The organism is Bradyrhizobium sp. cir1, from assembly GCF_014198245.1.
GTDB lineage: Bacteria > Pseudomonadota > Alphaproteobacteria > Rhizobiales > Xanthobacteraceae > Bradyrhizobium.
The window spans coordinates 126,099-152,860 of the sequence record NZ_JACIHE010000020.1; the positions used below are offsets into that span (position 1 = coordinate 126,099).

Below are 26,762 nucleotides of genomic sequence, written 5' to 3' on the forward strand. Positions count from 1 at the left end.
CAGGCTTAATATCTGCGGCACTCATTTTCCGCGCTCCTTTACTTTTCGCCAAGCCAAGAAACGTTTAGTAGCTTGCTTCTAGGCGCTTGTCCTCGATACCACGCAGAGCATTTGCCGTCCGTTAGCTGACGCACTATCCTTTGAAAACTCAATAATTTAGGGTGACCGGGGGGCTTCGCTCTGTATTGTTTTCAAACGCTTTGAGAAGCCATCCCCAATTAACTCAGAGAGGACCTTGTTATCGGCTACGTGCTATCTATCCTAAAGTTGCACCTATTTTCAATGGCAAGCAACGGCTGCTGAGCTGTAGTATCGCACACATTCCCACGATTCGAGTAGCGTCACCTTGGCCCGAATTCGCGTCATCGACATCCGAAATTTTCGCAGCCTAAAGACATTTACGTGGCGACCTACGGAAGGTTTGAACTGCCTCATCGGCCCTGGCGATGCGGGCAAGTCCTCCGTGCTCAATGCGATTGATCTTTGTCTTGGTGCGCGGCGCCACCTTTCTTTCTCGGATGCCGATTTCTACGGCCTAGATGTGAGCGCGCCAATTTCCATCTCGATCACCATCGGTGAGCTGGATGATGGTCTCAAGAGTATAGAGACCTATGGCCAGTACTTGCGATCATTTAATGCCGAAACGGGCGTGATCGATGACGAACCGGAGTATGGCTCGGAAACGGTTCTTACCCTGAACCTGACCGTCAAAAGCGATCTTGAACCTATATGGACGCTCGCGTCCGAGCGCGCCGCGGCCCAGGGCCAAACCCGCTTTCTCACTTGGGGCGACCGCATCAGGCTTTGCGCAACCCGGATCGGCGCCTACGCCGAGAATGATTTGGCGTGGCGGCGCGGCTCAGTGCTAACCAAGCTTTCCGACGAAAAAGCTGAGACCTCTGGTGCGATGGCCGAGGCTGCACGACAGGCACGAATCACCTTCGGCGATATAGCTGAAAAGCAACTTTCAGTAACTCTCGGCATCGTTGGCGATACCGCCCGCGATCTCGGAATCGATATTGGCACACATCCTAAGGCATTGCTTGATGCGCATTCCGTATCGTTTAGTGGCGGCACAATTTCCCTTCACAACGAAGACGGCATTCCGCTTCGCGGGCTGGGCACCGGCTCGGCACGATTGCTGGTCGCCGGTCTCCAACGCAAAGCGGCCATGGATGCGACCGTAATCCTAATCGACGAGGTCGAACATGGATTGGAGCCACACCGGCTGATCCGGCTCCTTCATTCGATCGGCTCAAAGGAAGAGCGACCACCGTTGCAAGGGTTCCTGACGACACATTCGCCTGTAGCAGTCCGCGAATTATCGGCGAACCAATTGACGGTTCTTCGGCGGGGTGAAGAAGGGCCTAAAGCCGTACTCGTCGGGTCAAAGCCCACCATTCAAGGTACAGTTCGGATGTATCCGGAAGCATTCTTGAGCTCATCGGTTTTGATATGCGAAGGCGCCAGCGAGGTTGGCCTCGTGCGTGGCATCGATCAATTCCGAGCGTCGCAAGGCAAGGTCACCATGGAGGCGCTTGGCCTCGCGCTTGTCGACGCCCGGGGTTGCGACAACATTTACCCGCGCGCTAAAGCGTTCCGTAGCCTAGGTTACCGCACAAACGTCTTGCGTGACGATGACGTGCAACCCGATAAAACAGCAGAAGCCGCCTTCGTTAAAGCCGTTGGAGCGATATTCAAATGGCGCGCTGGACGCGCGCTCGAAGACGAATTATTCGACGCCCTGCCCTCCGATGCCGTTACGAAGCTGCTGGAATATGCCGTTGCGCTGCACGGCGCGGATATCATCGGCGAACACATCAAATCAATTTCAGCCGGGAAATTGACCCTTAAAGATTGCCGGGCAAACGTCACCAAGGATATCCGCAACTGCCTGATGAAGGCATGCGCGACAAAAAGCGCTGCATGGTTCAAGAACGTGACGGCTATGGAGCATTGCGGCCGCGAGATTGTCGGGCCAGCTTTGGCGACGTGCGATGCCGAGTTTCGCGCGATCATCGAGGGCATGTTCGCGTGGATCGAAGATGGCCGATCCTGAAATCGATCTGCTCAGCATCGAGAAGGGCGCAATCACCGCTCCGGCTGGATGCGGCAAGACACAGTTAATCGCAAGCGCTTTGTCGCGGCATACAGGGCCCAAGCCTATTCTCGTCCTGACACATACGAATGCTGGTGTGGCCGCGCTGCGAGGCAGGCTTGACCGTGCGGGGGTCGCGACATCGAAGTATCGCCTCTCCACGCTCGATGGCTTCGCGATGAGGTTGATAGCGATGTTTCCGAAGCGTAGTGGTCACGCCCCCGCGATACTAAACCTAACCCATCCCGCAACCGATTATCCGACCATCCGCGCTGCTGCAGTAAACTTGCTCAACGAAGAGCACCTCGATGAAATTCTCTCAGCGACATATGACCGGCTATTTGTTGACGAATATCAGGACTGTTCGCAAATCCAGCATAAGATGACAGCTTTCCTTGCGGACCCACTGCGCTGCTGTGTACTGGGCGATCCTATGCAGGCAATCTTCGGTTTCAAGGGCAACGCACTCGTTGATTGGGATACTGACGTCCTTGCTTGCTTTGGGGATGCGGGCGAGTTGAAGACTCCTTGGCGTTGGATCAATGCCGGTGAAAAAGCCTTTGGACAATGGCTGCTCGACATTCGTAAAGCGCTTTTGGCCGGCGGCGGCGTTGATCTTACTTCTGCGCCAAAAAATGTAATTCACATCGCCCTAGATGGCTCGGAGGATCACGCGCTTCGCCTCAAGGCATGCTTGACGAAAGCTCCGACCGCCGATGGGTCGGTTCTCATTATCGCCGATTCTACCAAGCCTACGGAACAACGACGGTATGCCAGGCAAACTCCCGGCGCTGTCGCTGCAGAAAGCGTGGACTTGCGTGACCTCGTTGATTTTGCGCGCGGATTCGATCTGAACGCAAGCAACGCTCTCTTTCGACTTGTCCAATTCGCGTCCCAAGTAATGGTAAATGTAGGACCTGACGACTTGCTCACGCGCGTTCAAAATCTTCAGTCTGGCAAAGCTAGGAAGGCTCCTACTGAGACCGAACAGGCCGCCTTGGCGTTCGCAGCCAAGCCCAGCTATGCTGGCGCATCTGCATTGCTAACCGCCATCAATAAAGAAGCGGGCGTACGTGCTCATCGCCCGCCGGTCCTACGGGGATGTCATAAGATGTTTCAGCTGTGCGAGTCATCTGCTGCGCCATCGATTTTCGACGCCGCAGTTCAGGTCCGAGAGGAATCACGGCTTATTGGTCGACCGCTTGCAAAACGCACCGTAGGCAGCACGCTGCTGCTAAAGGGTCTGGAGGCGGACGTAGCGGTTATCTTGAATCCCGAAATCATGAACCGTAACCACCTGTACGTCGCGATGACTCGGGGCAGCCGAACGCTTGTTGTCTGTTCTGACACCGACGTTCTTGATCCGTAAGGTCCGCAAAATGCGGCAATGAACGCCTGAAGCGAAGAGGCCGCCAGAAGGCGGCCTCTCTTGTTACTGCCACAATCGGCCAAATCGGAACGAGAACAGAAATCTCCAAGGGCCGATCCGACCCGCCGCAACGATATTCATTCTACCTCTCCTGTTTGGACGCCCTGGTTGTCAGAGCTAAAACAGGGATCGGATTTCGGGCGGTTTGGACCCTACCCAATTGGTCTCGTGAATGCTCACGGGCTCTGGCTCCCGTCCGGTGACAACCTAATCCGGCCAGGGAAAACCCGCTCGCTTACGCCTAGTGAGTATTTGCGCTTACGCGCTAGTAAAGAGAGGCACCACAATAAGTGGGGGCGGGGGGAGCCCTTGCAAGGGCCGTTTTGCTAAAAATGGTTCTTGTTTCGAAACGGAGAGAACAGGTGAAATGCCAAGACCTTGCCCCCTCATCTATCTCGCCTGCTCTTGAGCCACGCGCTGGCGGTAGTGAACTTCTGCATCGAATAGGCTAACTAAGCGCGCCTGCATCTCGCGAACGTCGTTGGACAGCCTGAATGCCGCGCAATAGCCCAAGAATTTGTGCCGCACCATTTTCAGCTCGGCCATGCTTTCAGCAGTAAGTATATCGCCGCAGAAAACTGCTTCTCGTCCGTCTACGTTCGGCGCGTCTGCTCTCGCATTTTGCCCCATTGGCTTTACGAAGTCGTATCCAAGAAATCTCGATGGTTGCGACAACAATCTCGATCCAGATGTTGTAAGGATAAACGGACCAGCCGGATGCGCTGTGAACGCATCCGACAGGCTTTGTTCGAGGACGGTCGTGTCGATGTGCCGTGGCACAAGGACCCCCACGTTGTCGGAGTGGCCATAAACCTTCAGGCCGCGCAGTACACTGGCTGCACTGCGAAGCACTTCAATCATGACCATAGCGTCCGAGGTCCTTAGCCAGCCAAGAGTGTGCCGGGCCTGCCGCATCATCGAAAGGATCGCTCGCGATGGAGCGACCAGACGGGGCCCTCTGCGTTTCGATGAAGGCGCCCGATAAGGTACAGCAGTTCCGAAACGAGGTGATTGAGCGCCACCGTGTGGATTGGAAGCCGCCTCCCATGAACCGACGGGGGCAAGCGTGGCTGGCGGATCTTTGATGAATTTAGGCTCCGGCATGGTCGCGAGCCGTCCAATTCCGCGACACCAGTTTTCTCGCGCGGCGAGGCGCGGTCCGAGTCAAAAAGATGCCGCTGCCGGAGTTTCCAGCAGCGGCGCCAGTCAGGGAGGAAGCAGACGAGCCGGTCTGCTAGCGGATCCGTAGGGCGCAGATAGCTCGCCCGAAATTTTTTACCCGAGACGCTTCACGCCCTCTTTCACCGCGAGCCGAGCTCGCTCAGTACCCTGCAGCAAATCGCATCCGGCACTCAGGACGGCGCGGAGAGCCCAGTTAAGCAGCCAGGAGGAACGGCGCCAACGACCATTCCTTCCGATAACGATCGACGTCGTGGTCTAGACCTGGATGAAGTGGCGTGTAAGATCGGCGGAAGCATCAATTGGGTAGGGTTGGGTAGAAACCGTGAGAGCCAATGTCTTAGGTCGCCTTGCCGTAAGTCTCTCCTCGTCTCGCGGTGATCAGATGACGATCTATGCGCCGTCACTGCGGACCCTTCCACAAAACGCCATGCTGGTCATGGCAACGCTTCCCGTCATCGACTGGAACGACTGTCTCCTGCGGGACTTGCAAGCGGGGCCCAAAGTGCCCCCTTCCTGCTATGCAGCGATCGTCATGATCGACCCGTTTGCCTGCTGGGAAGATCTTGGTGATTTGTTGGAAGGCGCAAGGATGACCGGAGTGACGAACTTTCCGCCTGCCTCCATGATTGAACGGACACCGGCAGGAGTGCCGCTCGATCGCGGTCAGGAGCTCGAGCTTCGCCGTATGGAGTGGTTTGCAAGCCGAGGGTTCAAAGTCCTGTTTGTTGCGGCGGACGAGGCAAAGATGACAGTAGCGGAGCAACGCCTAGGCTCGCAGCTGGATGGGTCCGTCTATCTGCGACCCGAGGCGCTTGCGCTGCCGATTGGATCTGACATCGGGCTCGTGAGCCTTGGCTCTCATGGATCGTCGTCGGTACCGAAGTTATCCCTGGAGCTTGCCGCCACAGCCAAGCAGCCGCTCCGACGGGCATGAGGCCTTATTCGAGGATCCGCAGTTTCTTGATTTTGTTGTAGAGGGTTTTGCGCGAAAGCCCGAGAGAGCGAGCAGTCTTGCCGCGGTGAAGCCGGTTTCTCTTCAGGCCCTCGATAATCCAGTCTCGCTCGGACAGCGTGGCCGCGGGCCGTGCGCCTGAAGGTGGCTCCAACAACGGCTTTAGCACCTCTCCCGTGATGTGACTTGATGGCAGGGTCACGAGCTGGTTCACGATCTGCCGCAACTCGCGCAAATTGCCTGGCCAATCGTGCCCGGCGAGCGCAAGGAATGCAGAGTTTTCTATCGTGAGCGTCTGGGCGCTGGAATCTCCTTTGGCTTCGACGGTGAAGTGTTGAACGAGTTGCGGCAGATCTTCAAGCCTGTCGGCTAGCGAAGGTAACTGGACATCCAGCCCGGTAAAAAGGTCGAGAAGCCGCGCGCCCAGAACCGTTTCAAGCCCAGCGCCTCGGGCCACCGTCGCGGTCGCAATGATCCGGGCGCGGGAACGCATGACAGTTACCCCGTTCAGAGGGGTAAACCCGCCTGTCTCCAGGTAATCGGCGAGGCGCTCCTGGCCTTCGCGGGAAAGCTGGTCAACATGCAGCAGCAAGACGGCGCCGTCGCTCGACGCCTCCAGGAGCGACAATTGGCGTCTGCCACTCTCAAGGCGCTCGGCGCCGAACAACGGGCCGAGTGCATCCATCGCCGGACCTGGTCGGCAATGAAACAGCGTCGCCTTGGCGTGCCTGCGGTCGCTGAACGCGTGAACGAGGTTTGCTATTCTACGCTTGCCGGAGCCGGCCTCTCCCCAGATGAGGACTGGGCTTGGGGTTGCGGCAACGCGTTTGGTCATCTCCAGGACGCGCTTCATTGCCGAGGATTGCGCGATCACGCCGTGCCTGAAGCCACTCAACTGCAGCTTCCTTTCGAGCAGATCCACCTTCTCGCGCAACAGGTGGATGGTCTTGAAGCCCGACGTCACTTCGAGGACCGACATCTCCAGAGGCACGCGGTCCAGCGAAGAGCCTCCGATGAACCCCTGGATTCCGGTTTCGCGGCAGATGTCCAGGAGCTCGTCCGGCTTTGTGATCGGGCCGCCCCCAAGCAAGCAGATGGTGCTCTTGTTGACGGATTGAGCAACGCGCGCAACGGCATTCGTACGCGCTGCAAGTTCAGACAGGCTGATCGACGGATCGGACCCGCTTTCAACCGCGCGGTTAAGATTGAAGTTGATGCAAATGGCTTCGGCGCCAGCTTCGACCATTCGACGCGCTTCAGATTGACTGCGAGTATAGCCAATCGTCATCAGGCCGCGTTTTGCAGCCTTCACAAGGAGCTCGATCTCCCGGGAATAGCCAAGGCCGGACTTCTCGAGCAACGACCTGCGGTCATCATCAATGTGTATGACCGAAGGGAAGTTGGTCACGCCAGCAAATCCCCATTTGATGATCCGGTCGATCCATCGATCCAGATCAAGCTCGGGGTCGAATGTACAGGTGCCGAAGAAGACCGGCAGTTTCGTATTTGGCAGGATCTCGGTCCGTCCGAACCCCGCTACGAACTCGTTACTATTGCGGATTGGAAGAATGGAGGCGGGCGAGGCTCCGCCCATGGCACGAAAACGACCAGCATTGAGTGCGAGCACAAAATCGGCGCCCGCCCGCTCCGCGGCCCTGGCCGTCATGCCCGATCCGATCCCCGCACCAAGGACAAACGAACGGGAATTCCGGAAGAACTGCCTGATGCCTGCTCCCTTCACCTCAGTGGTCCGCGTTCGATCCTGAGCCGGCATCATCGCACGGCTCGACGTCAAGACTAGCTCCAAGTCGCAGGTGCTTGCAACCGCCGTACCGCCTTTCCATTGCTCATGAACAAGTGGCAATCGGCTGGAGCGGCGGTCAGGGTGAGCTTTCCGGCGCCTTTGCGCGAGCCGGATTTTGGCGCCCTGGCGACGACCGTTTCGTCTCCAGCGTTACCGTAGATGTACGTGACGCTACCGAGATGCTCAACGAAATCCACGTCGAGTCCAATGCAGATCTCCTGCTGGTTGGGTGCCGGCGAGGAGAAGTCATCCGGGCGGATTCCGACAGTGACCGGCTTGCCAACTAGCATTTGGTCCGGCTGGACCGGAACGGAGATCGTAGAACCGGCCTCCAGTCGGACGTCAAGGCCATGCTCGTGAGCTGCCTCGACCTTGCCGCCAAGGAAGTTCATCTTCGGCGAGCCGATGAATCCTGCCACAAAGCGCGAGGCGGGATTGTGATATAGATCGTGGGGGCTACCGACCTGTTCGATGTTGCCGTCCTTGAGGACGACAATCTTGTCGGCCATGGTCATCGCCTCGACCTGGTCGTGCGTCACATAGATCATGGTATTTCCGAGCTGCTTGTGGAGCTTGGCGATCTGAACCCGCATTTGCACGCGCAACTCGGTGTCCAGGTTGGACAGGGGCTCATCGAACAGGAACACTTTTGGTTCTCGCATGATGGCGCGCCCGATTGCGACGCGCTGGCGTTGCCCGCCTGAAAGCTGTCGAGGCTTGCGCTCCAACAGATGGTCGATCTGCAATAGCGACACTGTTTTGGCTATCTTGGCGGCGATCTCGGCTTTCGAGGCTTTGGCCATGCGCAGGGGAAAGGCCAGGTTCTCTCTCACCGTCATATGCGGATAGAGAGCGTAACTCTGAAAGACCATGCCGAGGTTGCGATCGGCCGCATCGATGTCGTTGACGAGCTCATTGTCGATGAGGAGCCGCCCACCGCTGATGGGCTCGAGCCCGCCAATCATGCGCAGAAGCGTGGATTTGCCTGACCCGGACGGACCAACGAAGACGACAAATTCGCCGTGATCGATGGTCAGGTCGATATTACGCAGGATCTCGATAGTCCCGTAGGCCTTCTTCAGGCCCTCCAGGCGAACATCGGCCATTATGCCCTCCTCTGTCGCGCCTGAGCCGCGCGAGCAGCACTTACCTCAATTTCGCGCAAGCTCGATACGATGAAGTCGGGGGCCATCAAGAACGGATCCTGACGCATCGGCACGCCGGTTGTGACAAGCACCGTGGCAAGACCCGCCCTCTTTCCGGCTTGAATATCCGTAGGAACTTGGTCTCCGATCATAATGGTCGAAGCGCGGTTCGTGCCGAGGCGTGAGAGCGCTGTCTCGATCATCGGCACTTGCGGCTTTCCGGCGATCGAAGGCTGCACTTGCGTGGCGGCAGCCACAGCTGCAATCGTCGCGCCAGCCCCAGGTTCAAACCCGCTGGCCGTCGGCAGCAGAAGATCGGGATTGGTTCCGATGAAGACAGCGCCATTGAGGATCGCCTCAACGGCAATTCGCATCTTCTCGTGCGTGATATCCCGGTCAAGCCCCATCACAACGGCTTCGGGCGTTCGGTCAGTGACCTCCAGCCCAACATCGCGCATGGCCGTGACAAGCGAGGGAGCCCCGATGACATAGATTCGCGTCAACTGCGGATAATTCGCTCGAATGAGTTCTGCGGCGGTGATGGCGCTTGTAACCACCTTTGACGGTGCGATGGAAAGACCAAATCCTCTCAGCTTGCGGACGACGTCCTCCGGCGTATGCGTGGAATTGTTCGTCACAAAACAGAACGGCACGCCGGCTTCCTGCCATCGCGTAAATGCTTCTATGGCATCCGCGATTGCGGTGCTGCCACGATAGACGACGCCATCCAGATCGGAGATAATCCCTTCTATCGGCGGCCAATTGACGTTTGAGCCGGTGCTAACCATTCATCAGCATCCCGCCATTCACATGGACAATCTGCCCAGTCATGTAGGAAGCAGCGGGGCTCGCCAGGAACACCGCGAGCCCTGCGATATCTTCCGGCAATCCGACCCGGCCCAGCGGAATTCGGCCACTGTGCCGGGCTTCGGTTTCCTCGCGCGGACGCCCGTGCATGGGTGTATCGATAATCCCGGGTGCAATCGCGTTGACGTTGATCTTGAGCGGAGCACATTCATAAGCGAGCAGCTTTGTCACGTCGTGTACGATTGCCTTTGACAAGCAATAATCAGCGCCGCCAGCCTGGTAGTTGAAAACCGCGCCTTGAGATGACAAGGAGGACCCGACATTGACGATGCGGCCGCCCTTGCTCTTCATGAAGCGCTCGATCGTTTGCTTGGCACAGCGAAGCACCGCGACGGAGTTGATCTGTATGGTTTTTTCGATCCTATCGGCATCGCCGGTTAGAAGCGGCTGAGCCGATTTTATTCCGGCGTTGTTGATCAGGACATCGAGCCTGCCGAAGCGCTTGGCGATCTCATCAAGCACCCTGCCGACGTCGTCTTCTTGAGACACGTCCATGCTCATGGGCAGGATGCCATTGCCGTGCGGCAAGCGCGTCAGAATATCCCGGAGATTTTCCACATTTAGGTCGGTTGCCAGGACGTTCGCACCGCCTTGACGGAAAGCATTGGCAATCGCTGAGCCAATGCCCCCACTCGCACCGGTTACGAGCACGGTCCTGTCTGCAACTGAGAACTGTTCGGTCATTCCAACTCCAAGATCGTTTGAGAATTCAGAAATTCGTCGACGGCCCAACTGCTGGGCATCGAGCTTTGGGCGCCGCGTCGCGTCACACATAAGGCGGCAACCGCGAGCGCCTTTTTGATCGCTTCTCGTATCGGCAACCGGTGGGCAAGAGAGGCTGCGAAGGCTCCATTAAAGGCGTCGCCCGCCGCGGTCGTATCAACGACCTTCACAGGAAATGCCCGGAGCGCAAAAGACGCGCTGGCATCAGCGTAGTAGGCCCCCTGCGCACCAAGGGTGATCAGGGCGGCTCTTGGCCCAAGATCGAGAAGCTTTCCGGCCGCATGAGCGGCGCTGTCGAAGTCGTGCACCTCGACACCGGTGAGCTCGAAAGCTTCCGTCTGGTTTGGAGTGACGAAATCAACACTCCTCCACGCCGCCGCGGACAGGCCCGCCCTCACGGGGGCCGGATTGAAAATGAGATCGAACCCTTTGACGCTCTTCATTGCAAAGAGATGATTGAGCGCGGGGACGGGCATCCCCATCTCGGCGACGACGATTGCGTCCCGCTCAATGAATTCGGCCGCCTTTTCGACCATGCTTGGTGTGACATTTGCATTGGCGCCCGGGTCTATGACGATCATGTTGGAGCCGTCGTCACCGACAAGGACGAGAGCAGAACCCGATATCTCCCCTGGGCACACCGCTATGGCATCGAGACGGACGCCTGCCTCACGCAGCGCTTGCAGCAACGATCGACCGGCGTCGTCATCGCCAAGTCGGGTGTAGAAGCTCGGCCGAAGGCCCAATCGAGCGGCGGCGACCGCCTGATTGGCGCCCTTGCCTCCCGCATTCCGCTTTAAGCTTCCCATCAGGCTTTCACCCGGCGTTGGAATCCGCTCGACGTTGAAGCAGAGGTCGAGATTGGTCGTTCCGAAGAACATCAATGGTCTGGGGCTCATTTCACTGCCCCGAAGGTAAGACCACGTTCGAGATGACGCTGGCCAAGGATGATCAGGACGACCGGCACAATCATGGTCACCACCAGACCCGCAGCCATCACCGGATAGAACTGAACGCCCGGATTGAGCAGCTTGAGCAGGGCGACGGTGACCGGTGCTTTCGTCGAACTGAGGATCAGGCCGAGCGCGAAGTTGTGCCACGCGAGCAGGAAGATAAGCAAAGAAGCGCCTATCAAGCCGGGCTTTAGAAGCGGAAGAACGATGTGCCAGACAATCCGGATTGGCTTTGCGCCATCCATGGCGGCCGCCTCCTCAATGTCCTTTGGGATGTCCTCGATATACGAACGGCTCAACCAAATGATCATTGGCAGCGTGACGACTTGATAGACCCAGATCATACCGAAATAGGTGTCGTAAAGGCCGATTGTCTGAAACACGCTGAACAGCGGTATGACGACAAGGAGAGCCGGCGCGAAGCGGAAGCCCAGAATGAAGAATGCGATGTCCTCCTTCATAGGGATATCACGCCTCGCCAGGACGTAGCCTGCCGGTACCCCGGCAACGAGCGATACGAGCACCGCACCAAGCGAGATCACGACGCTATTGGCGACCGGGGTCAGGAAATCAACCTTGATGGTGCCGTAGCTTGTTGCCCCGGCCTGGGCGGCATCGAACAAAACGCGGAAGTTTTCAAATGTTGGAGTGAAGATAAAGCGCGGCGGCCAGGTCATGACCTCGGCCTGCTGCTTCAGCGACATCATCACGATCCAGACCAGCGGAAATGTCAGGATCAGCGTACAAGCAAGAACCAGCAGATTAAGGAACAAGCTTGCAGGCGTTGAGCGATTGAAACGCATGTCAGCCTCCTCTAGCTTACGCGGTGCCGGACCAACCGCCACAATCTCACCATGGCAAAGGTCCCGAGAAGCACGATCATCCAATTGACAACCATGAGCGCGGCACCACGCCCGAAGGCGAGATTTTGAAAGGCGGTGATGTAGGCGCGAACCGAGAGCACGGAAGTACTGTCACCCGGCCCCCCCTGGGTTGTTCCGAAGATGATATCAAACTGATTGAGCGATTCGATCAGCCGAAATACCGCGGCGATCAGGATGTACGGTGCAATGAGCGGAAGCTCGATATGGAGGAACGTTGCCCAACCCCGCGCGCCATTGACCCGCGCGGCTTCTCTGACCTCATCGTTGATGCCCTGCAAGCCGGCGAAGATGATTAGCGCAAAAAATGGTGTGTAAGTCCATATGTCGATGAGAACCAGCGAGCACATCGCCGTGCTGGCATCCGAAATCCATGCGAACCGACCAATCCCAATGAGCGAAAGAAAATAGTTCAGGATCCCATTCTGCGGATCCATCATTGTGGTCCACATCAAGGCGACGCTCATTGGCGGCAGAACCAGGGGAAGGAGAATGACGGGCCGCATCAGCCGGGCAAGGAACACCCCACTTGCGAACAATTTGGCGAGCGCAAGGCCAAAGAACGCTTCGGCGAGCACGGCGGAGCAGGCATACGCCATAGTCGCCCGCACGCTATTCCAGAAATCTTGGGTCTTGATTGCCACTTCATAGTTGGTGAATCCAATGAACCGAACCACGGGACGGCCAAACTTGAGATCGGTCAGTGATTGAAAGACCCCATAGAAAAACAGAAATAGAAATCCAAGCAGGATGATGATTGCGGGGGCAATCGCAGCAAGGCTCCACCAGTCAAGAGCATTCTGCTCGGCCTTTTGCACCTGCTCGTTTTTGGACGAGGCCAGCTGGTCTGCCGATGATTGTAGCGTCACGATTGCGTCGATGCCTTGAAGGTCCATCGCTCACTTCTCAAAAGATACTCGGGCGCGGTGGGGGCGGCAAACCCTTATGCCGCCGCCCCGACCGCCTTACATGGAGGAGCGGATCTCGGAGGCGAGGTCGGTCAACGTCGCCTTCACGTTCGCGCCGTTGACCATTTTCTGCATGGCGACTGCCCAGGCGTTCATTGCCTCGGCAAATCCTGCGCGCGGCGTAAAGGCCAATGCAGCCCTGTCTTGCACGATTTTGAAGGTATCCACGAAGTTCGAGAATTCCGGTTTAGCCGCGTAGTCGAGCCAAACCTTGTCGCTCCAGGTCGAGGCGCGCGGAGAGTTGACGAGCTTTCCGGCGACGGCACCGTTGAGCTCGACCTGCTTTGACGTCGCCCACTGGATGAACAGCCAGGCTGCTCCCTTTTTCTGAGAGGCCGCATTCATGGCCAGGGACCAGATCCAGATGTTCGATTCGAAATTCTTGCCGTTCGGAGCTCGCAGAGGGGGAGCGAATGCAATCTTGCCCGAAGCGGGCTTGCCGGCGACATCGTTCCAGAACCCGAACATGTTGGAATCGATCGCCATCGCTGTCCGACCAGAATTGATGCCATCGACCACCTGATACCAGTTGTCGTTGGCAAAGGATGGAGCAGCGCACTTCTTGATCATCTCCACATAGTCCTTGTGGAAGGCGACGGACTCGGGCGAATCGAGACCAGTTTCTAATTTGCCGTCCTTGACGACGAAGTCGTGCACACCGTAAGACTTGGCAATCGAGATTGCGGCCGTGTGGATGCTGCTCCAAAAGCGGACTCCCCGAACGCCCAGAGGTGTGATCGCCGGATCCGCAGATTTCAGCTTCTCGCAAGCCGCGGACATTTCCGGCGGGGTTGTCGGAACCTTGATACCGTGCTTGTCCAGAATGTCCTTACGGTAGAATAATTGGATATTTTCGAACCCGTGCGGGATAGCCCACACCTGACCCCGGCCCGCTTCGATTTGCCCGCCATTGACTTGCCACGTCAGCGCGTCACGCAACGCGGGGAAGAAGTCCTTGTAGTCATAGCTTGCCGAGGTGAGCTTGGGGTTGTTCAGATAGCGGTCGAGCGGCTCGAGTAGTTGACCGGGCGCGAGATCCCAAGCCGGCTGAATCCCCGTGCCGACGACGTCCCACGAGGGCGACTTCGTGCTCAGCTGGATTGTCAGCTTATTCCAGTAGGCATCGTCCGGATAAAGCTCGGGCGTCACTTTGATGCCTGTCAACTTCTCGAACTCAGGCAGCTGTGCTGCAACGGCGTCAGCATATGGATGGATGTCGTAAGCCCACACGATCAAAGAGCCCTCGAACTGGCGCCAGTTGATATCCTCCGCTTTGGCCTGGACGAAAGATGCGGCCGCACCGGCCAAGAGCGTTGAGCAAATCAGAGCGGTTTTGACAAAATGAGCCGAATGGCCGCGCAAAGCGGCTGGCGTCCTTGGCATTGGTCCCTCCTCTGGGCTCATTGGCCCGCAATTCACGTGCCCCTCCTCTTCCAGGGCCGCGAGTGTTGGGAACGCTAACCGCCATTTTCCGCCCATATGCACCCATTCAGATCGAAGTTGGGTAACATTGGGTAAGTCAAGAAAGCAGCATCACAGGACGCCATATTGGGAGATGATCAATGCAGGCGCATGTTCAAGCCCCGCGAAGCCAGCCCCAAAAGGGGGCGATCCTGGCCAACTGCTCGCGCTTTTGCGTCAGTAGGTGGTTCAAATGCTCTATCGACCCGCCGCTCATCACACACGCGGCGATCTTGTTCTTGCGCTGCTGCCTCAAGACAGACGGCAACTCGCTGCGGAATAAAGACACATTGTCGCAACCTTTCGCAATCTCCCATCGCACCGACGATCTGGTCGCTCGACTGGCCGAACGGCGGTGCGATAAGCGCTGCGCCCGCAGCGTGGGGAAGTGTCTGATCTGCTTTCCTCGGAGCAACAGCTGGTGCAGGACGGTGAGGTTTTCTGCCCAATCAGCGACAGCACCTTCTTCGAATTTCTAACGGGGCGCGCGCACGCCCTGCACATTCATGCTGCGCTGCATGCGGCGTTCCGATGGGACAAGGCGCGGCGTTTCACCAGCGATGACTTGTATGACAACAGACACAGGATCAAGAGGTTTCTCACCGCTATCTAGCCAGTTTTCCGTTCGCATCCTTGCGTGCTGCCAAGCAGCTGAATGACCATGCCGTACACGCGAACATGACACCGTTCACCGCCCAGGAAATCAAGGCAATGACCGCACGGTGCGATGCGCTCGAAGGGCGCTTCGGAAAAGAAATGCACAACGACTATGGCTGGGCCTCGGTAGCTCTCAAAAATCCTAAGCCCAACTTCGCGCAGATTGAAAAAGCCGCATCCCTTGACCATTGGCGGCCACGGTAGCATATCAAAAGACAACTATGCGCCTGGCGCGGCGCCGCGCAACACGAGCATGGCTGACGCGCGCGACCATCCGGATAGCGATAAGGGTGGCCGCGTTCTCCATGCTCGAGATTGGATGAGCGTTGTTTTCACTATAAACGGCCAAGTCCACCTCGACGCCAAACCCAGGGACAGCAACCGTCTGACGCAACTTTCTGATGCCAGTCACAGTTCGAGAGCAGATGAAGGACTCGCCGTCATATAAAATTCGGAATGGGATTCGTTGCTCGCGCATCATCACCGGCCTTGATGACTCAAGGGAACTTTGGACGCCCGCGCTGCGTTCGCGCCTCGATATCATCGCTACGCGCCGGACGAAAACATCATCGCTCTCACGATATTAGAGCGATTCGCGCGCTATGATCGCTTGGTCAGCAGCCTCACATTGCAGGATTTCAGCAGATTAGCCTGTAGTTTTGTCCAATTCCGCCCCGTCCGGAGGCTTTGTCATTGACGAAGCTTCTCTCATACCATGCGGCTCTCCTGTCGTCGGAGCAACCGGTCCTCCCACGAGTCTTACCAAGCCACGGCCAACGTCGCAGCCGCTGAAGGCCACTGCCCCAACAGCAATTGTAGTAAATTGCTCTGAGCTGCTGATGCTGCTTCGGCGCGATATAGACCTCGTGCCGGTGATCACAGTGTCGGCCACCAGTTCTTTCCGACCCGTTCGTCTGGCCTGCGGCTACATGGGACCATCGTGCAGTTAAAGCCGGCGAAGGATCTCCTCTCGCGAACTGGCGCACCGCTGAGTGCCGTCTATCCGCGCGCGAGATCGCGCGCAACCACAAGCTGATCTAGCAGAAATACGACCGATCATGCCCCTCAAACGCTGCAGAACGTCCTGGTTGCAATGTTAGCATCCCTCGCCGATCGGCTGGGGGAACAAGCATGATTAAAGCATTTCGCAATACTGTCATGGCACTCACTTTTGTCGTCGTCGCCGGCAGTAACATAATTTGGAGTTTGCTGGATGACTACGTCGCCTGTGGCCTAGCGGTAGCCGCTTCAGTCACCGCCGGCTTTTGCGCCGAGCGCGCCTTCGTCAAACGGTCCCATCGCGAAATGATCCGTCAACACGGCGCAGACTGGCAGCCTGGTAGCGAGCGCATAGAGTCTGGCGGACCAACTAGGACGGCGAAGGCAGAGAAATGACAATCGACCGGAACATCGAGAGCGGCAGGAAGCGGGAGGCGCCCAAGCTGGAGGTGCTCGATTGCCAAACCCCGTCGCGACAGTTGCTAGCCCATGCATCGGCGATCGAGGCATTGCGCGCCTGGTACGCCATGCAGTCAACCGTCAATACCGTCGCGCTCTACGACGCCGCAGCAGCGCTGTTCGGCTCGGATTTCGACCGGGCCGAATACCACGAGGTCGAGTGAATATATCTGATCTCGACGCGCTTGCAGTTGGGAAAGCGCGGCCCGAAGTCCAGATTATCTTACGCCGACGGAACGGGTGAAAGCTTCTAATTCGATTCCTTCCGTTACGTCGCGAGGCGGCCACCATAAGTCCCTGCCTCACAATAGAAGAGGCAGGCGATCAGCCTGAGATTATTTTATGGCGCCCTTAAGGGGAGGCCGCTCGATCGAGACAACACTCTGTCCGCTCGACCGGCGGTTCGACAAAGATTCACGACGTCGTAGAGATCGCGCGGGCGCGTTCGCTCGGCCAAAGCGCTGAGGTTTACGCGAACGCCTCAAGTAGTCGTAGGCCAGGGCTTCGATGCCGTCTTCAAGCATGTCAGAACAAGGGTGAAAGATATCGACGGGCACCGGCGGCAAGAGGATGCGTTCGTCAGCCGTCAGACCAAGTTTATTTCGCGGAAGTGGACGGATCGTGAAACGGGCCCCTTGTAGCTGATCTTGCTTTGACATGAGAGCTTGCGGCGGAAGAGTTCGAATTCTTGCTGATCCACCGGGACCACGATGCCGCTTTTGTCATAGACCCAGGCGCCACCTCGGCAAACACCCGCTTTAAGAATGCTTCGCCGAGGTGCGCTTCATTGCGCAACCTAAAATCCAGATCCTCGGAAAAGCGATAGGTTCCGACTCAGCATGTTTTCAGACAGGTACCGCCCTTGAAGACCTAGCCTTCGGCGAGTTCCTCATGCGCGCGGACGCCGGCGACAAATCAGCCGAGAACGCAGTCTTTTCGACAACATGCGGAACGAGCGAGGTCTGTCCTGCGACAGCAAGAATTGCGCGCTTGCCGATCAATGTCTGCCTCCGCGAACCCAGGTCGACGGAATGAAGAGCCGCCATCTTGAGACGAGGCGCGAATAATCCAGCGTGGGATCAAGCTTCGCATTTCCTGCCGTGCGCCGTGTGCGGCACAGTTCGGCAAGTGATACGCCGTCCGAACGTCGCTCCGCAAGAAAGCCAAGTTGCTTGAACACGACGCCGTTGCCGAGCCGCTCACCATGTTCATGAGCGTTTGATCATTGCGATCGATCCGCTTGAGATAGGTACTCATGCGGATCAGACACCCGCTGAATGCCGCCGCCCAGTGCGGCATATCGATGAGCGATCCGAAGACCCCTTATGCCTTTGACTCAAATGGACTTTTCGCGAGCATGTCCAGCGAGTATTGTGGTCGTCCGATTTGAACAGATGGCCGTAGCGGCCCTTGACGTAAAGTCTGCTATGGCCGGCAAAGTTTTGAACTGCTTTTAGTTCAGGCCGACCTCGATCCAGCAGGATACCGCGAAATGCGGCAAGGCGTGCCACATAAAGCGCAATCCGGCATCTTGCGCGTTTTTCGACCGAAGTGTGGCGATCGGGCAGGCCTATTTTGCTCACCGAATTCACTGAGTGCGTCAGCTTGTCGACAGCTGGTCCTAATAGAGCGAGAGCGACACACTCAAACCGGGGGCGGTCATGGACCCATTTAACACCATCAAGCCATTCGACCCAGAGTTCGCTGCTTACAGCACCGCGGTGCCGCAAGCGCAACAGCCGCAAGCGGATTTTGAGCCGTACTTGTATGAAGTGCCGCAAGTTGGCACCTCTGCGATCGCAGAGAATCCTGTTTCGGCTGATCCCTACTATCCTCATCTGTCGGAAGAAGGCCTTAGACTCGCCGAGACCTTCGGACTTGAGTACCAGAGGGCCGACGGTTTTCATCCCGAACATGCCGTCACCGGACGCGAGGACGCCGCTACCCTGATGGGTGAGGACTACACCGGCCAGTTGAGGCCTGCGAAGAGGCAGAGGACACTAAGCCAGACGCAACCCGATGCCATTGAGCACCAGCCCAGCGAGCCTAGCAATTCAGCCGCTCGCGAGCTGATTGAAGAGGCCGGCACACCGTTTCGGGCCAGCGGTCCGTTGATCATTCCTGAGGAAGACTGCGTTCAGGATCTGCTGTGGGCGATGCTGGAAAACGCCGGCTCATCGTCGTCTCTCGAGCCAACCGAGCGTCATGACCACGCCGTGGATTCAGGAGCGGCCGTTCGTTCCTTTAACTCGTGGCAGGACGACCAGCGCACGTCAGGCGCGCATGAGGGTAGCAGCGTCCCGCCGAGCCAGGACACCCCGCCCGCTCCTTTCATAGTTCATAACGACCGCTTCACGGCGCTGTTCGTGCCCGCGGCGGCGATGAGGGGCGGGTCTCCACTCAATCTGTCAGGCGCACCCATTCATTTCGGATCTCCACTGGATAGCGTTTCGCAGCCGAGCGCACAGCCGGCGAATCGGCCCTCGCCAGCCCTGCTTGCACAGACGATGGAGCAAGCCGCCCCGGCGTCCGTCAGAGCTGAGACGACGTCGCCCGCGGCCCGCGAGATTTACGCCGCATCATTCGCCGTTCCTGAGGGCTTTTCGCACGGCACACAACCCGCCCCAATGACGATGATCTCCAGGCTCGGCCGCTGGGGCCTCTTGCCGGACGCAGCGCAGCCGATGAAGCAATACGACATTCGCGGCGAGCGTTACACGGCCCTCTTGGGGCCGGGAGGACCGAACGACGTTCGGCTCATCCACCATCCACAGATGTAGACACCAGGGACAATCCCTACGTGAGAGGCCGCTCCAGATAGCTCAGGTAGCGGACTTGTTGATGGACGATAGCTTGCTTCAGCAACTCTTGCGAGCTTAGTGGGATTCAGGGCGGTGCGGATAAGCGCTGCCGGCCACCAACGAACTTGCGGGCGCCATCGCTTAGCGGCTCCTTGTTGAGCCGAACAGCCATGGCCCCTTCTTGTTTGTGACGAGCGTGATCACGTTGCGGGCTGGTTGCGGCGAGGTGATAGTGCAGAAAACTCGGAGGTGACTGCCGACCCCTCAGGGGCGGCTCGTCGCTATAATGTCTGCCGATGTCTCCGCTTCCTTTCTGGCAAGGCACAGGAGCGAATGGGCATTGACGCATTCGGCCCCTGCTCTTGAAGGTCTTGATGAAGGCCTTGTCGGCGGCTTGCAGGGTCGCGAGAAAGTCCGGCGTGCCGCCGCGCTGAGAGTCCCCAGGTCACGATCACTCGCCTTCTTGATCGGCGCGGATCTTTGCCGGAATCCCACCGACCTGCAGCCCCTTCCAGCATCACCACGATGGCGGTGCGCGGAAGGCGATCCGGACCAAGCAGCCGAAAGCAATCCAGAGGAACTCCAAATTGTGATGAAGGCGCGGATAGATGACCCTACCAATTCGTGCAGCAGATTTTGCAGCTCACGTCAGTTAGCTTGCTCGGTGATAGTGACTTTGGGAGATTTCCTCGATGTTGATTGTTGAAACTATTTTGAAGCCAGACCAGTTTGGCGGTATTGGACTTTTCTCTGCGACTCGTTTGCCTAAAGGCGCGCTACTTTGGATTCACAACCCGATCGTTGACATTGCGGTGACGCGCGAACAATACGAAGCTCTAGCTCCAACATTTCAAGCTCTACTTGATAAGCATGCCTATCCGAGGGACCACAAGGTTAATGACGGCGTCGTAGAGTATAATGCTGACAACGCTCGCTTCATGAATCACAGCAGTCATCCAAACACATATCAAGACGATCATTGCAGAATTTTCACAGCCCGCGACGTACAACCTGGTGAAGAACTGACTTGCGATTACTTGTCTTTCGATCCAGGGTGTGACTTATCGTGGAATAAGGAGCTATTGCCGATCTCCAGCTCCTGCTTTCGAAGCCTGGAGCCGGCTCCGACAGGTTGATCCTGCGCCGTAAGCGTTGTTCTAGTGAGTGAGCAGCTCTCGACAACCTAAAAATTCTCGCCGTCCAATCGCGCGGCGGAGCAGTCTCGCTTTTGGAGCGGACTCGCGACGTTCAGGACGTTAGACGCTGCATGGCGCGCTAATGCAGTTCGTGAAGCAGGAATTCTGCATATGAGAGTTGTATTTTGAGTGAATTCACCAGGGTGAGTGTGTGAAGCTGCTTTGCACCTTGGCAGCTTCGGCACCGGACGTGTCTGCAAAGAGGGTTGGCACGGAAGCGAGTTGGTGGGATTGCTTATTGACCCGAGATTCGACGCTTCGAAGTAGGCGCATATGTAGTCCCCGCCAACTGCGCTCTGCTCGCCCGGAATAGTTTTAGGATGGAGGCTCCCTGAAATCTGATGCCGTCCAAGCTGCCAGGATTGAAAAGACGGCTCGGGAAGGGCCCTGCCGCGAGTCAGGATGTGCTCAGGCGATTCACGTGGGAGATCAGAGCCATTAATGTGTGTCTGGACGACCTTCGTTATTTCCAGGCGCATGCGCTGGGCATTGCTGCACCACAAATGATGATCTTGATGGCGTTGATCGACTTGGAACAGGACGGCGGAGTTCCGGTCAACGTGGTTGCAAAGTTGATGAAGGTTGAGTCCGCCTTCATTACGAGGCATTCGAAACAGCTTGAGGATAAGCGATTCGTGCGACGTAAGCGCTGCGCGAACGATGCACGAATCGTCAACCTGTCGCTAACCGATAGCGCTCGCAGACAACTTGCGAGCATCGCGGCGCAGCAGGAAGAACTCGATGAGTTTGTTTCTGGTTATCTCGATATTACGGACTTTGCAAAGCTGGCTAGTTGCCTTAGCGGAGTCAGGCAACGGCTGGAAAAGGCTCGCCTGCACGCCGCGTTAAAGATGCAAGAACCTTCAAGAGAGCAGCAGCTCCGGGACGCCTAGCCGGTCAACAACTTGAGCCCACGAACCTGCTCGCCGCGGCGATCACAACGAGCACAACCCAAATCCTGGATCGGGAGCTTGGATTTACTATGCCGCTCTGCAACACAGCTCGAGCCGGAGCCGAGCGATCAAATTCAGTGCTCCAAGCTATGGCTGTGCGCATGCTGAAGGAGCCATGCGCCGACAGAAGCTCCAACGCAGCGATTTACGTCGTTCCGTGAGACGATGATAAGCGATAACTCTGCGGCATTTGGCCAATCCTTTGCTCGGAGGCGCGGTATTCTACGAGCGATGCCCCAGAGCGCTATGGGCTATCCTCGACAGCTCGTCGCGTCGTTCTCGGTTGCGCAATTTGGACTAATCGTAAGAATGATTTCACCGTCTAATGTGAGGACAACTGACCGAGATGCGTTCATTTTGCACGAGGCAGCACCCTACACCGTTGCTTGATACTTCCCTTCTGTTAAGAACGCATTATTTTGCAGCCAACCACGACGTGCCATCGAATTGCGGCGAGCACCATCGTCGATGTCTTACAGCAGAGAAGCAGGGGTTCCTGGACAACTGCCCCTGCCGGCAGTCGGCTGGTTGAGAGCCATGGCGCTACATGATCAAGCGCGCCTGAGCGGGGGCGCATCCTGTATTCTCGCGTTTTCATAGCAATTGTCACATGACTCCTATTGAAGCAATCAAACATTGGTACGTGTCCCTGGACGACGAACTTCAATCAGACATCGCGTATATGTTCGTATCTCTCACGCTCGGAGACTGCCAGTTCTCGCCTGCTGCAGCCGTTCGAAGGCTGTTGCAATGGTTCGACCTGCGCAGCGCAGGCACGGAATATGAGGATGCGCTAGCCGCGGTCGTGTTTCGCGCCTCGTTCGAATACATGTTTGCCGATCGCTTCACAGCCGCCGGGTGGACCTTTCCCGAACAATTGTTCAAAGACGTGATCCGCGAGGCTGCTGAAGGGAAAGAGGCAAGCAAGTTCGCAACGAGGGCATTTCGGTTGCTGCGTAACCTTCCGGACCGAAAAACGAAATGGAGAGAGGCAGGTGAGAATTGGAATGCCTTGGTCAACTCGGTACTCAACGACGATGCGCTGAAGCAATGGACCACGAGCAATTCCTGGCGAGCGACTTCGGGCCGACGCAGGACTGAAAATACCCGGAAATATTGCGAGAGCGCCGATTCGGAATGAAATTGGGTGAGACCAGGCAGCGCGACGATTAGAACGGCAACTTCCAAAGAGAGTAGAAAAGCCACTAGAGAGCGCCCCAAAAGAGCACCGCCGCGACGGCGAAATAGTCGTCCGTGAACAAGGGTCTAAGCGATTGAGCGAGAGTCTATTTTATTTTTTCGGATTCGAGACGGCTTGAGATTGCAGGGATTGGGGGATAGCTGGGCGTTTCGTCGTCAAGCACGTCGGTCGTCTCTTCCTTGATCGCCATTTTTTCAGAAGCGGAGGGTCGAGATGCTTATGCTTGAGTCTGAAGCGCTCTCAAAAGCAGCATGGCAATGGTTTGGCGCAGGCCTGGGATTAGCTTTCCTGATCACCATCGGAATCATTATAATGTTCTTTTGGTACAGCGCTTTCCACGCAGAGACAGAGGAGGATGCAATAGATGCAGGCTTCCTGGGTCTGATGCTACTTCTCGTAACGATCTTCTCTCGTGGCGTTTTCTTTCCTCGTAGCAGCTTCAACCAAGGGCCTCGACATTAAGTTACTGGTTGCTACCGTAGATGCATTCGTCTTGATTGGCAGTAAATTGCTCGCCCCGGTTTTTCTGCGATATCTGAGCAATGAAAAGATAGGAAATGGATGATAGGGTCACCCTTCCAGAAGCAGGCAGAGAGATCGCGAAGGAGATCGCCCGTAGCGAGCGGGCCCGAACAGGCGCTCCAGTCTGGAAGCGATGACAAGCAGGTTCATTCGCACTTGCGTTGGCTGCGCTTGGTTGTTGTCGATCAGTATCAACCATTATGCATGGTAGGTGGAGGTGCCGCAGCGGCAATATCAAATTTATCGGCTGATCGATGAAGTGATCGGCTCAGGGCGGATGTTCGACTATTTCAATCGTGCCGGCCTTAAGACTGTCGCGCTGCATTGGCCAACTTCGCAGGACTGAGTGCGAGCAAGCCGCCACAGACACCATTTTGCTTCGGAGCTTTCAGATGACGCGCGCGATCGTAGTGGTTCGGGAGGTGGGCAAGCTGAACCCGGAGTACTCTTTGGAATTTGACCTTCCGGAAGTTCCGAGAGTTGGCTCGTACATTTCGATCAACCGGCCCGACAATCCCGAGCCTTACAGCGAGGACATGATCGTCGAAAAGGTTTGGTGGCGCCTCCACCATCCAGAGACGCGGGCAGGTTTTTCAGCCAGCGAACCAGCAAAGATTGGCAAGCTCACCGAAATATCCAGGCTACGGGGCCATGGTCCAGCGATCGATGGAGAGACATGCTGGACGTTAGGCGAGAACGAGGGGCAGAAATCCCGCAATTCGACTGTCGCCCGAGTCCAGGTTCGACAGGACGCGTTTAAGGGCAAATAGTGGTGCCTCCCGGCCATAGCGTCCCGCTCATCGACCGCGTGCCAGTTGATAACGACGCGATGGCTTCCTTTGCAAAAGAAAGCCAATTCACATCCCTCGCGGTATCTCTGATGGTCGAGACCGCCAGCTATGCCTGCATAGCTGCTGGCACGTTGGGCCCTCAGGCGAGCTGGGATCGCAATATGGCGGCCGTCGGAGGCACGGTGGTTCGGCAATACAAACTGCTTGACGCCTTCCTCGATCAAATATGCAAAGATCGCGATGAAACGGCAGTCCTGATCGCGCGACCGCTGTTCGAAACGACCGTAAACATCAGGTTCTTCATTAAAAACTTCTCCGCCGATCTGATCGACTCCTACGTTCAGAAGTCTCTGCAGCACGAACGCAAACTTCGAGACAAGCTCAAGGCCAATATTCTCGCGCGGAGCGGAGTTGTGTTGCCGATTGAAGATCGAATGCTCAATTCAATTGAAAGAGCAGAAAGAGTGGCCGGCATACCGCTCGACCATGTGAACCCTAGCGACAAGCGACCTTGGGGTAACAAAAACCTTTTTGAGAAGGCGAAAGATGTCGGGCTAGCAGACGCATACTCTGGATTCTTCGGTGGTCCCTCGCACAACATTCACGGTAACTGGCATGAGATCTATAGCAATCATCTAGACTGGAACGAAGCCACCAACTCTTTCACTCCGAAGACGGCCTGGAAGCGACCAAGACCCCAAACGGTAACATCCCTCGCATTGGTTGTGGCCGACACCCTGAAGATCTACTTCGAGTTCATTGGGGGAGATGAGCTTTCAAGCCACTTCGAGCCGAAACTTGATGATCTGCGGAATCGAGTATTTTCGCTTGTTGATGCGCATGAGGCTTATCTTGCGCGTAAAAAATGGCCAGCAATTTAGAGCAGCCGTCGAAGACCGAGACCACGAACAAAGGGCGGCCGTGACTGATCAAGGCCAAGAACAATTCAAAGAGACTGCGAGGGCGCGCCGCGTCAGAAGGCAATCGTGTTGGGTATCGGCCTCGGGCACCAGCGGTGACAGATTGCTGGCTAGGCAAACCGACGCGCTGACCAACAAGCCTCACTTCTTACGCTCATCGCGCAAGCTGGCGCCTTCGGCCAGCTTCATCCAATCAGCTGCAAGCCTTAACCATGCTTCCCGGTCTGGCTGTTTAATTGCCCTTTCGGCCAAGCGGCGGCATTCCTCGGCTTCGAACCGATAGCGATCCGCCTCTTCCCCGCTCAACATTCGACTCACCCAGCGAACCAACGCAGGATGGCCGACGAGGAAATCAGAGGATATTCGACGATAGGCCCAAGCGGGGGATTGGAACCGTGGCGTCGTAGTTCGAAAGGCTCACCCGATTCTTAGGTTTTCCGCCGAGTCTTTTCCGCGATTGTTCACGACGTCGAAGCTAACCTTGGCTCCCTCTGCGAGTGAGGTGAACCCGGCCCTCTCGACGGCGGAGATGTGAACAAACACGTCCTTGCCGCCGTTGTCAGGTTGAATGAACCCGTATCCCTTTGTCGGATTGAACCACTTCACTGTCCCCATAGCCACTTTAAGTTCTCCATTTTTTGAAAACAAAGACTAGTGCGCGAATTCCGACTAAAGAAAGGCCGCGCCGACGCACCCGACACGTTCGCTACTAACTCAAATATTCTTAAATCAGGACGTAACCCTTAGGGCCATTGCGCCGTCAGCATCCCGTTGCCGTGCCGCCGCCTTCGCCACCACCGCCGCTAGTCGCCATGACTGCGAATTGCTTGGACGTTTGAATCACGTCCAACCCGATGCCCCCTCCACCCGTCGGGCACGGAAACCCGATCCTCATCAGTCGTTTTCCACCTTCCGTCTTGTTGGACCAGCGGATAGGGGCTGCCTTCCGAGCCTTCCTTTGGCTGAATACACAAAAGACCGACCTTGAAGATCAGACCCGGCCCTTTCTCGCGGAGAAGCAGCCGATGACTCCCCATGTGGCAGATAGAGCCCAGCGCCTCGAGATTCGCGCGTTCTTCAACGAAATTACCCGCATACGCTATATTCTGCGAGACGGCTACCCAGTCACCGCTGAGTGCGGCTTGGGATCCAGCGGAGGACTTCATGTCCGCGCTACCGAAGTTCAAACTCGGCGATTAAGGCTGGGCGCGCCGCCAAGAGCATCTCTAGATGACTCTCCGGCCACATTTCGATCCTGAGCGCCCGGTCCGATTGTCCCTGCTTTTCGATGGCCACCACCGCGTCCGTCGTAAAGCGTCCGCTTGTTGCGATGATGAGTACATCGACGCGTGGCGGCTCCCATAGGGCCATCTGCTCCTTGAGGAGAGCAACATCAGTTGGCGAGATGCTGCGCTCCAGCCAGTGCTTGCATTGGATAATGACCCGCGCCCGCAAATGGCCGGAAAGTCCATCCTTGGCCACGCGGGTGACAGACAGATCTCGCCCCTTGTCGGCGGCGCGGGTCTGCGTTAGCCATTCCGGGTTCTCGTACCCCGGCTCGCCTGCAATCAACGAGAAAATTAGCCGTTCGGACTCTTCTTCGGTCAGCTTCGCCCAGTTGAGCTTCGTCGGTATCGGCCCAGACGGCTTGCTAGCTATCAGTTCCCCAAGATCGCCGACATTTACGGGTATCGGGTCATCCGTAACCGGCATGAGGCCCACACCTCGCCACGCCTCGGCTTGCGCGCGATACAGCCTGGGATGAGCTGATCGGTGGAGGTGGAACGATGGCAAATGCCA

At 57.0% G+C, this 26,762-nt stretch carries 25 protein-coding genes; 13 read left to right on the forward strand and 12 right to left on the reverse strand.

Translation table 11 applies throughout. The annotated features are described in order from the left end of the window. The first annotated feature begins 346 nt into the window (after positions 1-346). A complete protein-coding gene (locus tag GGD63_RS30985) occupies positions 347-2,059 on the forward strand; it encodes an ATP-dependent endonuclease (protein WP_183247653.1) in 1,713 nt (570 codons plus the stop codon). Then, complete coding sequence (locus GGD63_RS30990) at positions 2,046-3,467, forward strand: UvrD-helicase domain-containing protein (protein ID WP_183247655.1); 1,422 nt, start codon at positions 2,046-2,048, stop codon at positions 3,465-3,467. The genes GGD63_RS30985 and GGD63_RS30990 overlap by 14 nt, the downstream gene beginning before the upstream one ends. Before the next feature lie 450 nt (positions 3,468-3,917). Here GGD63_RS30990 and GGD63_RS30995 read toward each other — a convergent pair whose 3' ends face one another. Beyond that, positions 3,918-4,388 carry a hypothetical protein gene (locus GGD63_RS30995; protein WP_183247658.1) on the reverse strand — a complete coding sequence of 157 codons (471 nt, stop codon included), beginning with the start codon at positions 4,386-4,388 and terminating at the stop codon, positions 3,918-3,920. A 703-nt stretch (positions 4,389-5,091) separates the two neighbouring features. Between GGD63_RS30995 and GGD63_RS31000 the strand changes: the two genes are divergently transcribed. Beyond that, entirely contained in the window at positions 5,092-5,643 is a 552-nt protein-coding gene (locus GGD63_RS31000; RefSeq protein ID WP_210316038.1) for a hypothetical protein, read from the forward strand. A 4-nt stretch (positions 5,644-5,647) separates the two neighbouring features. Here GGD63_RS31000 and GGD63_RS31005 read toward each other — a convergent pair whose 3' ends face one another. From GGD63_RS31005 to GGD63_RS31040, 8 genes are all read right to left on the reverse strand, one after another. Beyond that, positions 5,648-7,456 (reverse strand): phosphoenolpyruvate hydrolase family protein, encoded by a 1,809-nt coding sequence (locus tag GGD63_RS31005; protein WP_246785722.1) that lies wholly within the window; start codon positions 7,454-7,456, stop codon positions 5,648-5,650. A gap of 2 nt (positions 7,457-7,458) precedes the next feature. Continuing rightward, entirely contained in the window at positions 7,459-8,571 is a 1,113-nt protein-coding gene (locus GGD63_RS31010; protein ID WP_183247661.1) for an ABC transporter ATP-binding protein, read from the reverse strand. Beyond that, complete coding sequence (locus GGD63_RS31015; RefSeq protein ID WP_183247664.1) at positions 8,571-9,398, reverse strand: HAD-IIA family hydrolase; 828 nt, start codon at positions 9,396-9,398, stop codon at positions 8,571-8,573. The genes GGD63_RS31010 and GGD63_RS31015 overlap by 1 nt, the downstream gene beginning before the upstream one ends. Beyond that, a complete protein-coding gene (locus tag GGD63_RS31020) occupies positions 9,391-10,161 on the reverse strand; it encodes an SDR family NAD(P)-dependent oxidoreductase (RefSeq protein WP_183247666.1) in 771 nt (256 codons plus the stop codon). The genes GGD63_RS31015 and GGD63_RS31020 overlap by 8 nt, the downstream gene beginning before the upstream one ends. After that, complete coding sequence (locus tag GGD63_RS31025) at positions 10,158-11,099, reverse strand: ribokinase (protein WP_183247668.1); 942 nt, start codon at positions 11,097-11,099, stop codon at positions 10,158-10,160. Before GGD63_RS31025 ends, GGD63_RS31020 begins: the two co-directional genes overlap by 4 nt. Next, on the reverse strand, positions 11,096-11,956 hold the full coding sequence (locus tag GGD63_RS31030) for a carbohydrate ABC transporter permease (RefSeq protein ID WP_183247670.1): 861 nt from the start codon (positions 11,954-11,956) through the stop codon (positions 11,096-11,098). The genes GGD63_RS31025 and GGD63_RS31030 overlap by 4 nt, the downstream gene beginning before the upstream one ends. Positions 11,957-11,967: 11 nt before the next feature. Continuing rightward, positions 11,968-12,930 (reverse strand): carbohydrate ABC transporter permease, encoded by a 963-nt coding sequence (locus GGD63_RS31035; RefSeq protein WP_183247672.1) that lies wholly within the window; start codon positions 12,928-12,930, stop codon positions 11,968-11,970. A gap of 69 nt (positions 12,931-12,999) precedes the next feature. After that, entirely contained in the window at positions 13,000-14,385 is a 1,386-nt protein-coding gene (locus tag GGD63_RS31040) for a sugar ABC transporter substrate-binding protein (RefSeq protein WP_246785723.1), read from the reverse strand. A gap of 466 nt (positions 14,386-14,851) precedes the next feature. On the opposite strand from GGD63_RS31040, the gene GGD63_RS31045 reads away from it, so the two are divergent. The 10 genes from GGD63_RS31045 (at position 14,852) to GGD63_RS31090 (ending at position 24,923) form a co-directional block, all read left to right on the forward strand. Then, positions 14,852-15,076, forward strand: a complete 225-nt coding sequence (locus tag GGD63_RS31045) for a hypothetical protein (RefSeq protein WP_183247674.1) — start codon at positions 14,852-14,854, stop codon at positions 15,074-15,076. Positions 15,077-15,141: 65 nt separating this feature from the next. Beyond that, entirely contained in the window at positions 15,142-15,324 is a 183-nt protein-coding gene (locus GGD63_RS31050) for a hypothetical protein (RefSeq protein ID WP_183247676.1), read from the forward strand. Positions 15,325-16,511: 1,187 nt separating this feature from the next. Next, on the forward strand, positions 16,512-16,742 hold the full coding sequence (locus GGD63_RS31055) for a hypothetical protein (RefSeq protein ID WP_183247677.1): 231 nt from the start codon (positions 16,512-16,514) through the stop codon (positions 16,740-16,742). A 1,497-nt stretch (positions 16,743-18,239) separates the two neighbouring features. Continuing rightward, entirely contained in the window at positions 18,240-19,358 is a 1,119-nt protein-coding gene (locus GGD63_RS31060) for a hypothetical protein (RefSeq protein ID WP_183247679.1), read from the forward strand. Positions 19,359-20,071: 713 nt separating this feature from the next. Further along, on the forward strand, positions 20,072-20,515 hold the full coding sequence (locus tag GGD63_RS31065; protein ID WP_183247681.1) for an SET domain-containing protein: 444 nt from the start codon (positions 20,072-20,074) through the stop codon (positions 20,513-20,515). A gap of 401 nt (positions 20,516-20,916) precedes the next feature. Continuing rightward, complete coding sequence (locus GGD63_RS31070; RefSeq protein WP_183247683.1) at positions 20,917-21,468, forward strand: MarR family transcriptional regulator; 552 nt, start codon at positions 20,917-20,919, stop codon at positions 21,466-21,468. Positions 21,469-22,138: 670 nt separating this feature from the next. Continuing rightward, on the forward strand, positions 22,139-22,669 hold the full coding sequence (locus GGD63_RS31075; RefSeq protein ID WP_246785724.1) for a hypothetical protein: 531 nt from the start codon (positions 22,139-22,141) through the stop codon (positions 22,667-22,669). 273 nt (positions 22,670-22,942) lie between these two features. Then, entirely contained in the window at positions 22,943-23,191 is a 249-nt protein-coding gene (locus GGD63_RS31080) for a hypothetical protein (RefSeq protein ID WP_246785725.1), read from the forward strand. A 452-nt stretch (positions 23,192-23,643) separates the two neighbouring features. Further along, a complete protein-coding gene (locus GGD63_RS31085) occupies positions 23,644-24,021 on the forward strand; it encodes a hypothetical protein (protein ID WP_183247685.1) in 378 nt (125 codons plus the stop codon). A 59-nt stretch (positions 24,022-24,080) separates the two neighbouring features. Continuing rightward, positions 24,081-24,923, forward strand: a complete 843-nt coding sequence (locus GGD63_RS31090) for a DUF5677 domain-containing protein (protein WP_183247687.1) — start codon at positions 24,081-24,083, stop codon at positions 24,921-24,923. A gap of 180 nt (positions 24,924-25,103) precedes the next feature. Here GGD63_RS31090 and GGD63_RS31095 read toward each other — a convergent pair whose 3' ends face one another. The 3 genes from GGD63_RS31095 to GGD63_RS31105 form a co-directional block, all read right to left on the reverse strand. Further along, positions 25,104-25,271, reverse strand: a complete 168-nt coding sequence (locus GGD63_RS31095) for a hypothetical protein (protein WP_183247689.1) — start codon at positions 25,269-25,271, stop codon at positions 25,104-25,106. Between the two features lie 108 nt (positions 25,272-25,379). After that, positions 25,380-25,583, reverse strand: coding sequence for a cold-shock protein (locus GGD63_RS31100; protein WP_183247692.1), 204 nt, complete (start codon positions 25,581-25,583; stop codon positions 25,380-25,382). A 552-nt stretch (positions 25,584-26,135) separates the two neighbouring features. Next, positions 26,136-26,762, reverse strand: a 627-nt coding sequence (locus GGD63_RS31105; RefSeq protein WP_183247694.1) for a restriction endonuclease, incomplete at its 5' end; no start/stop codon positions are given.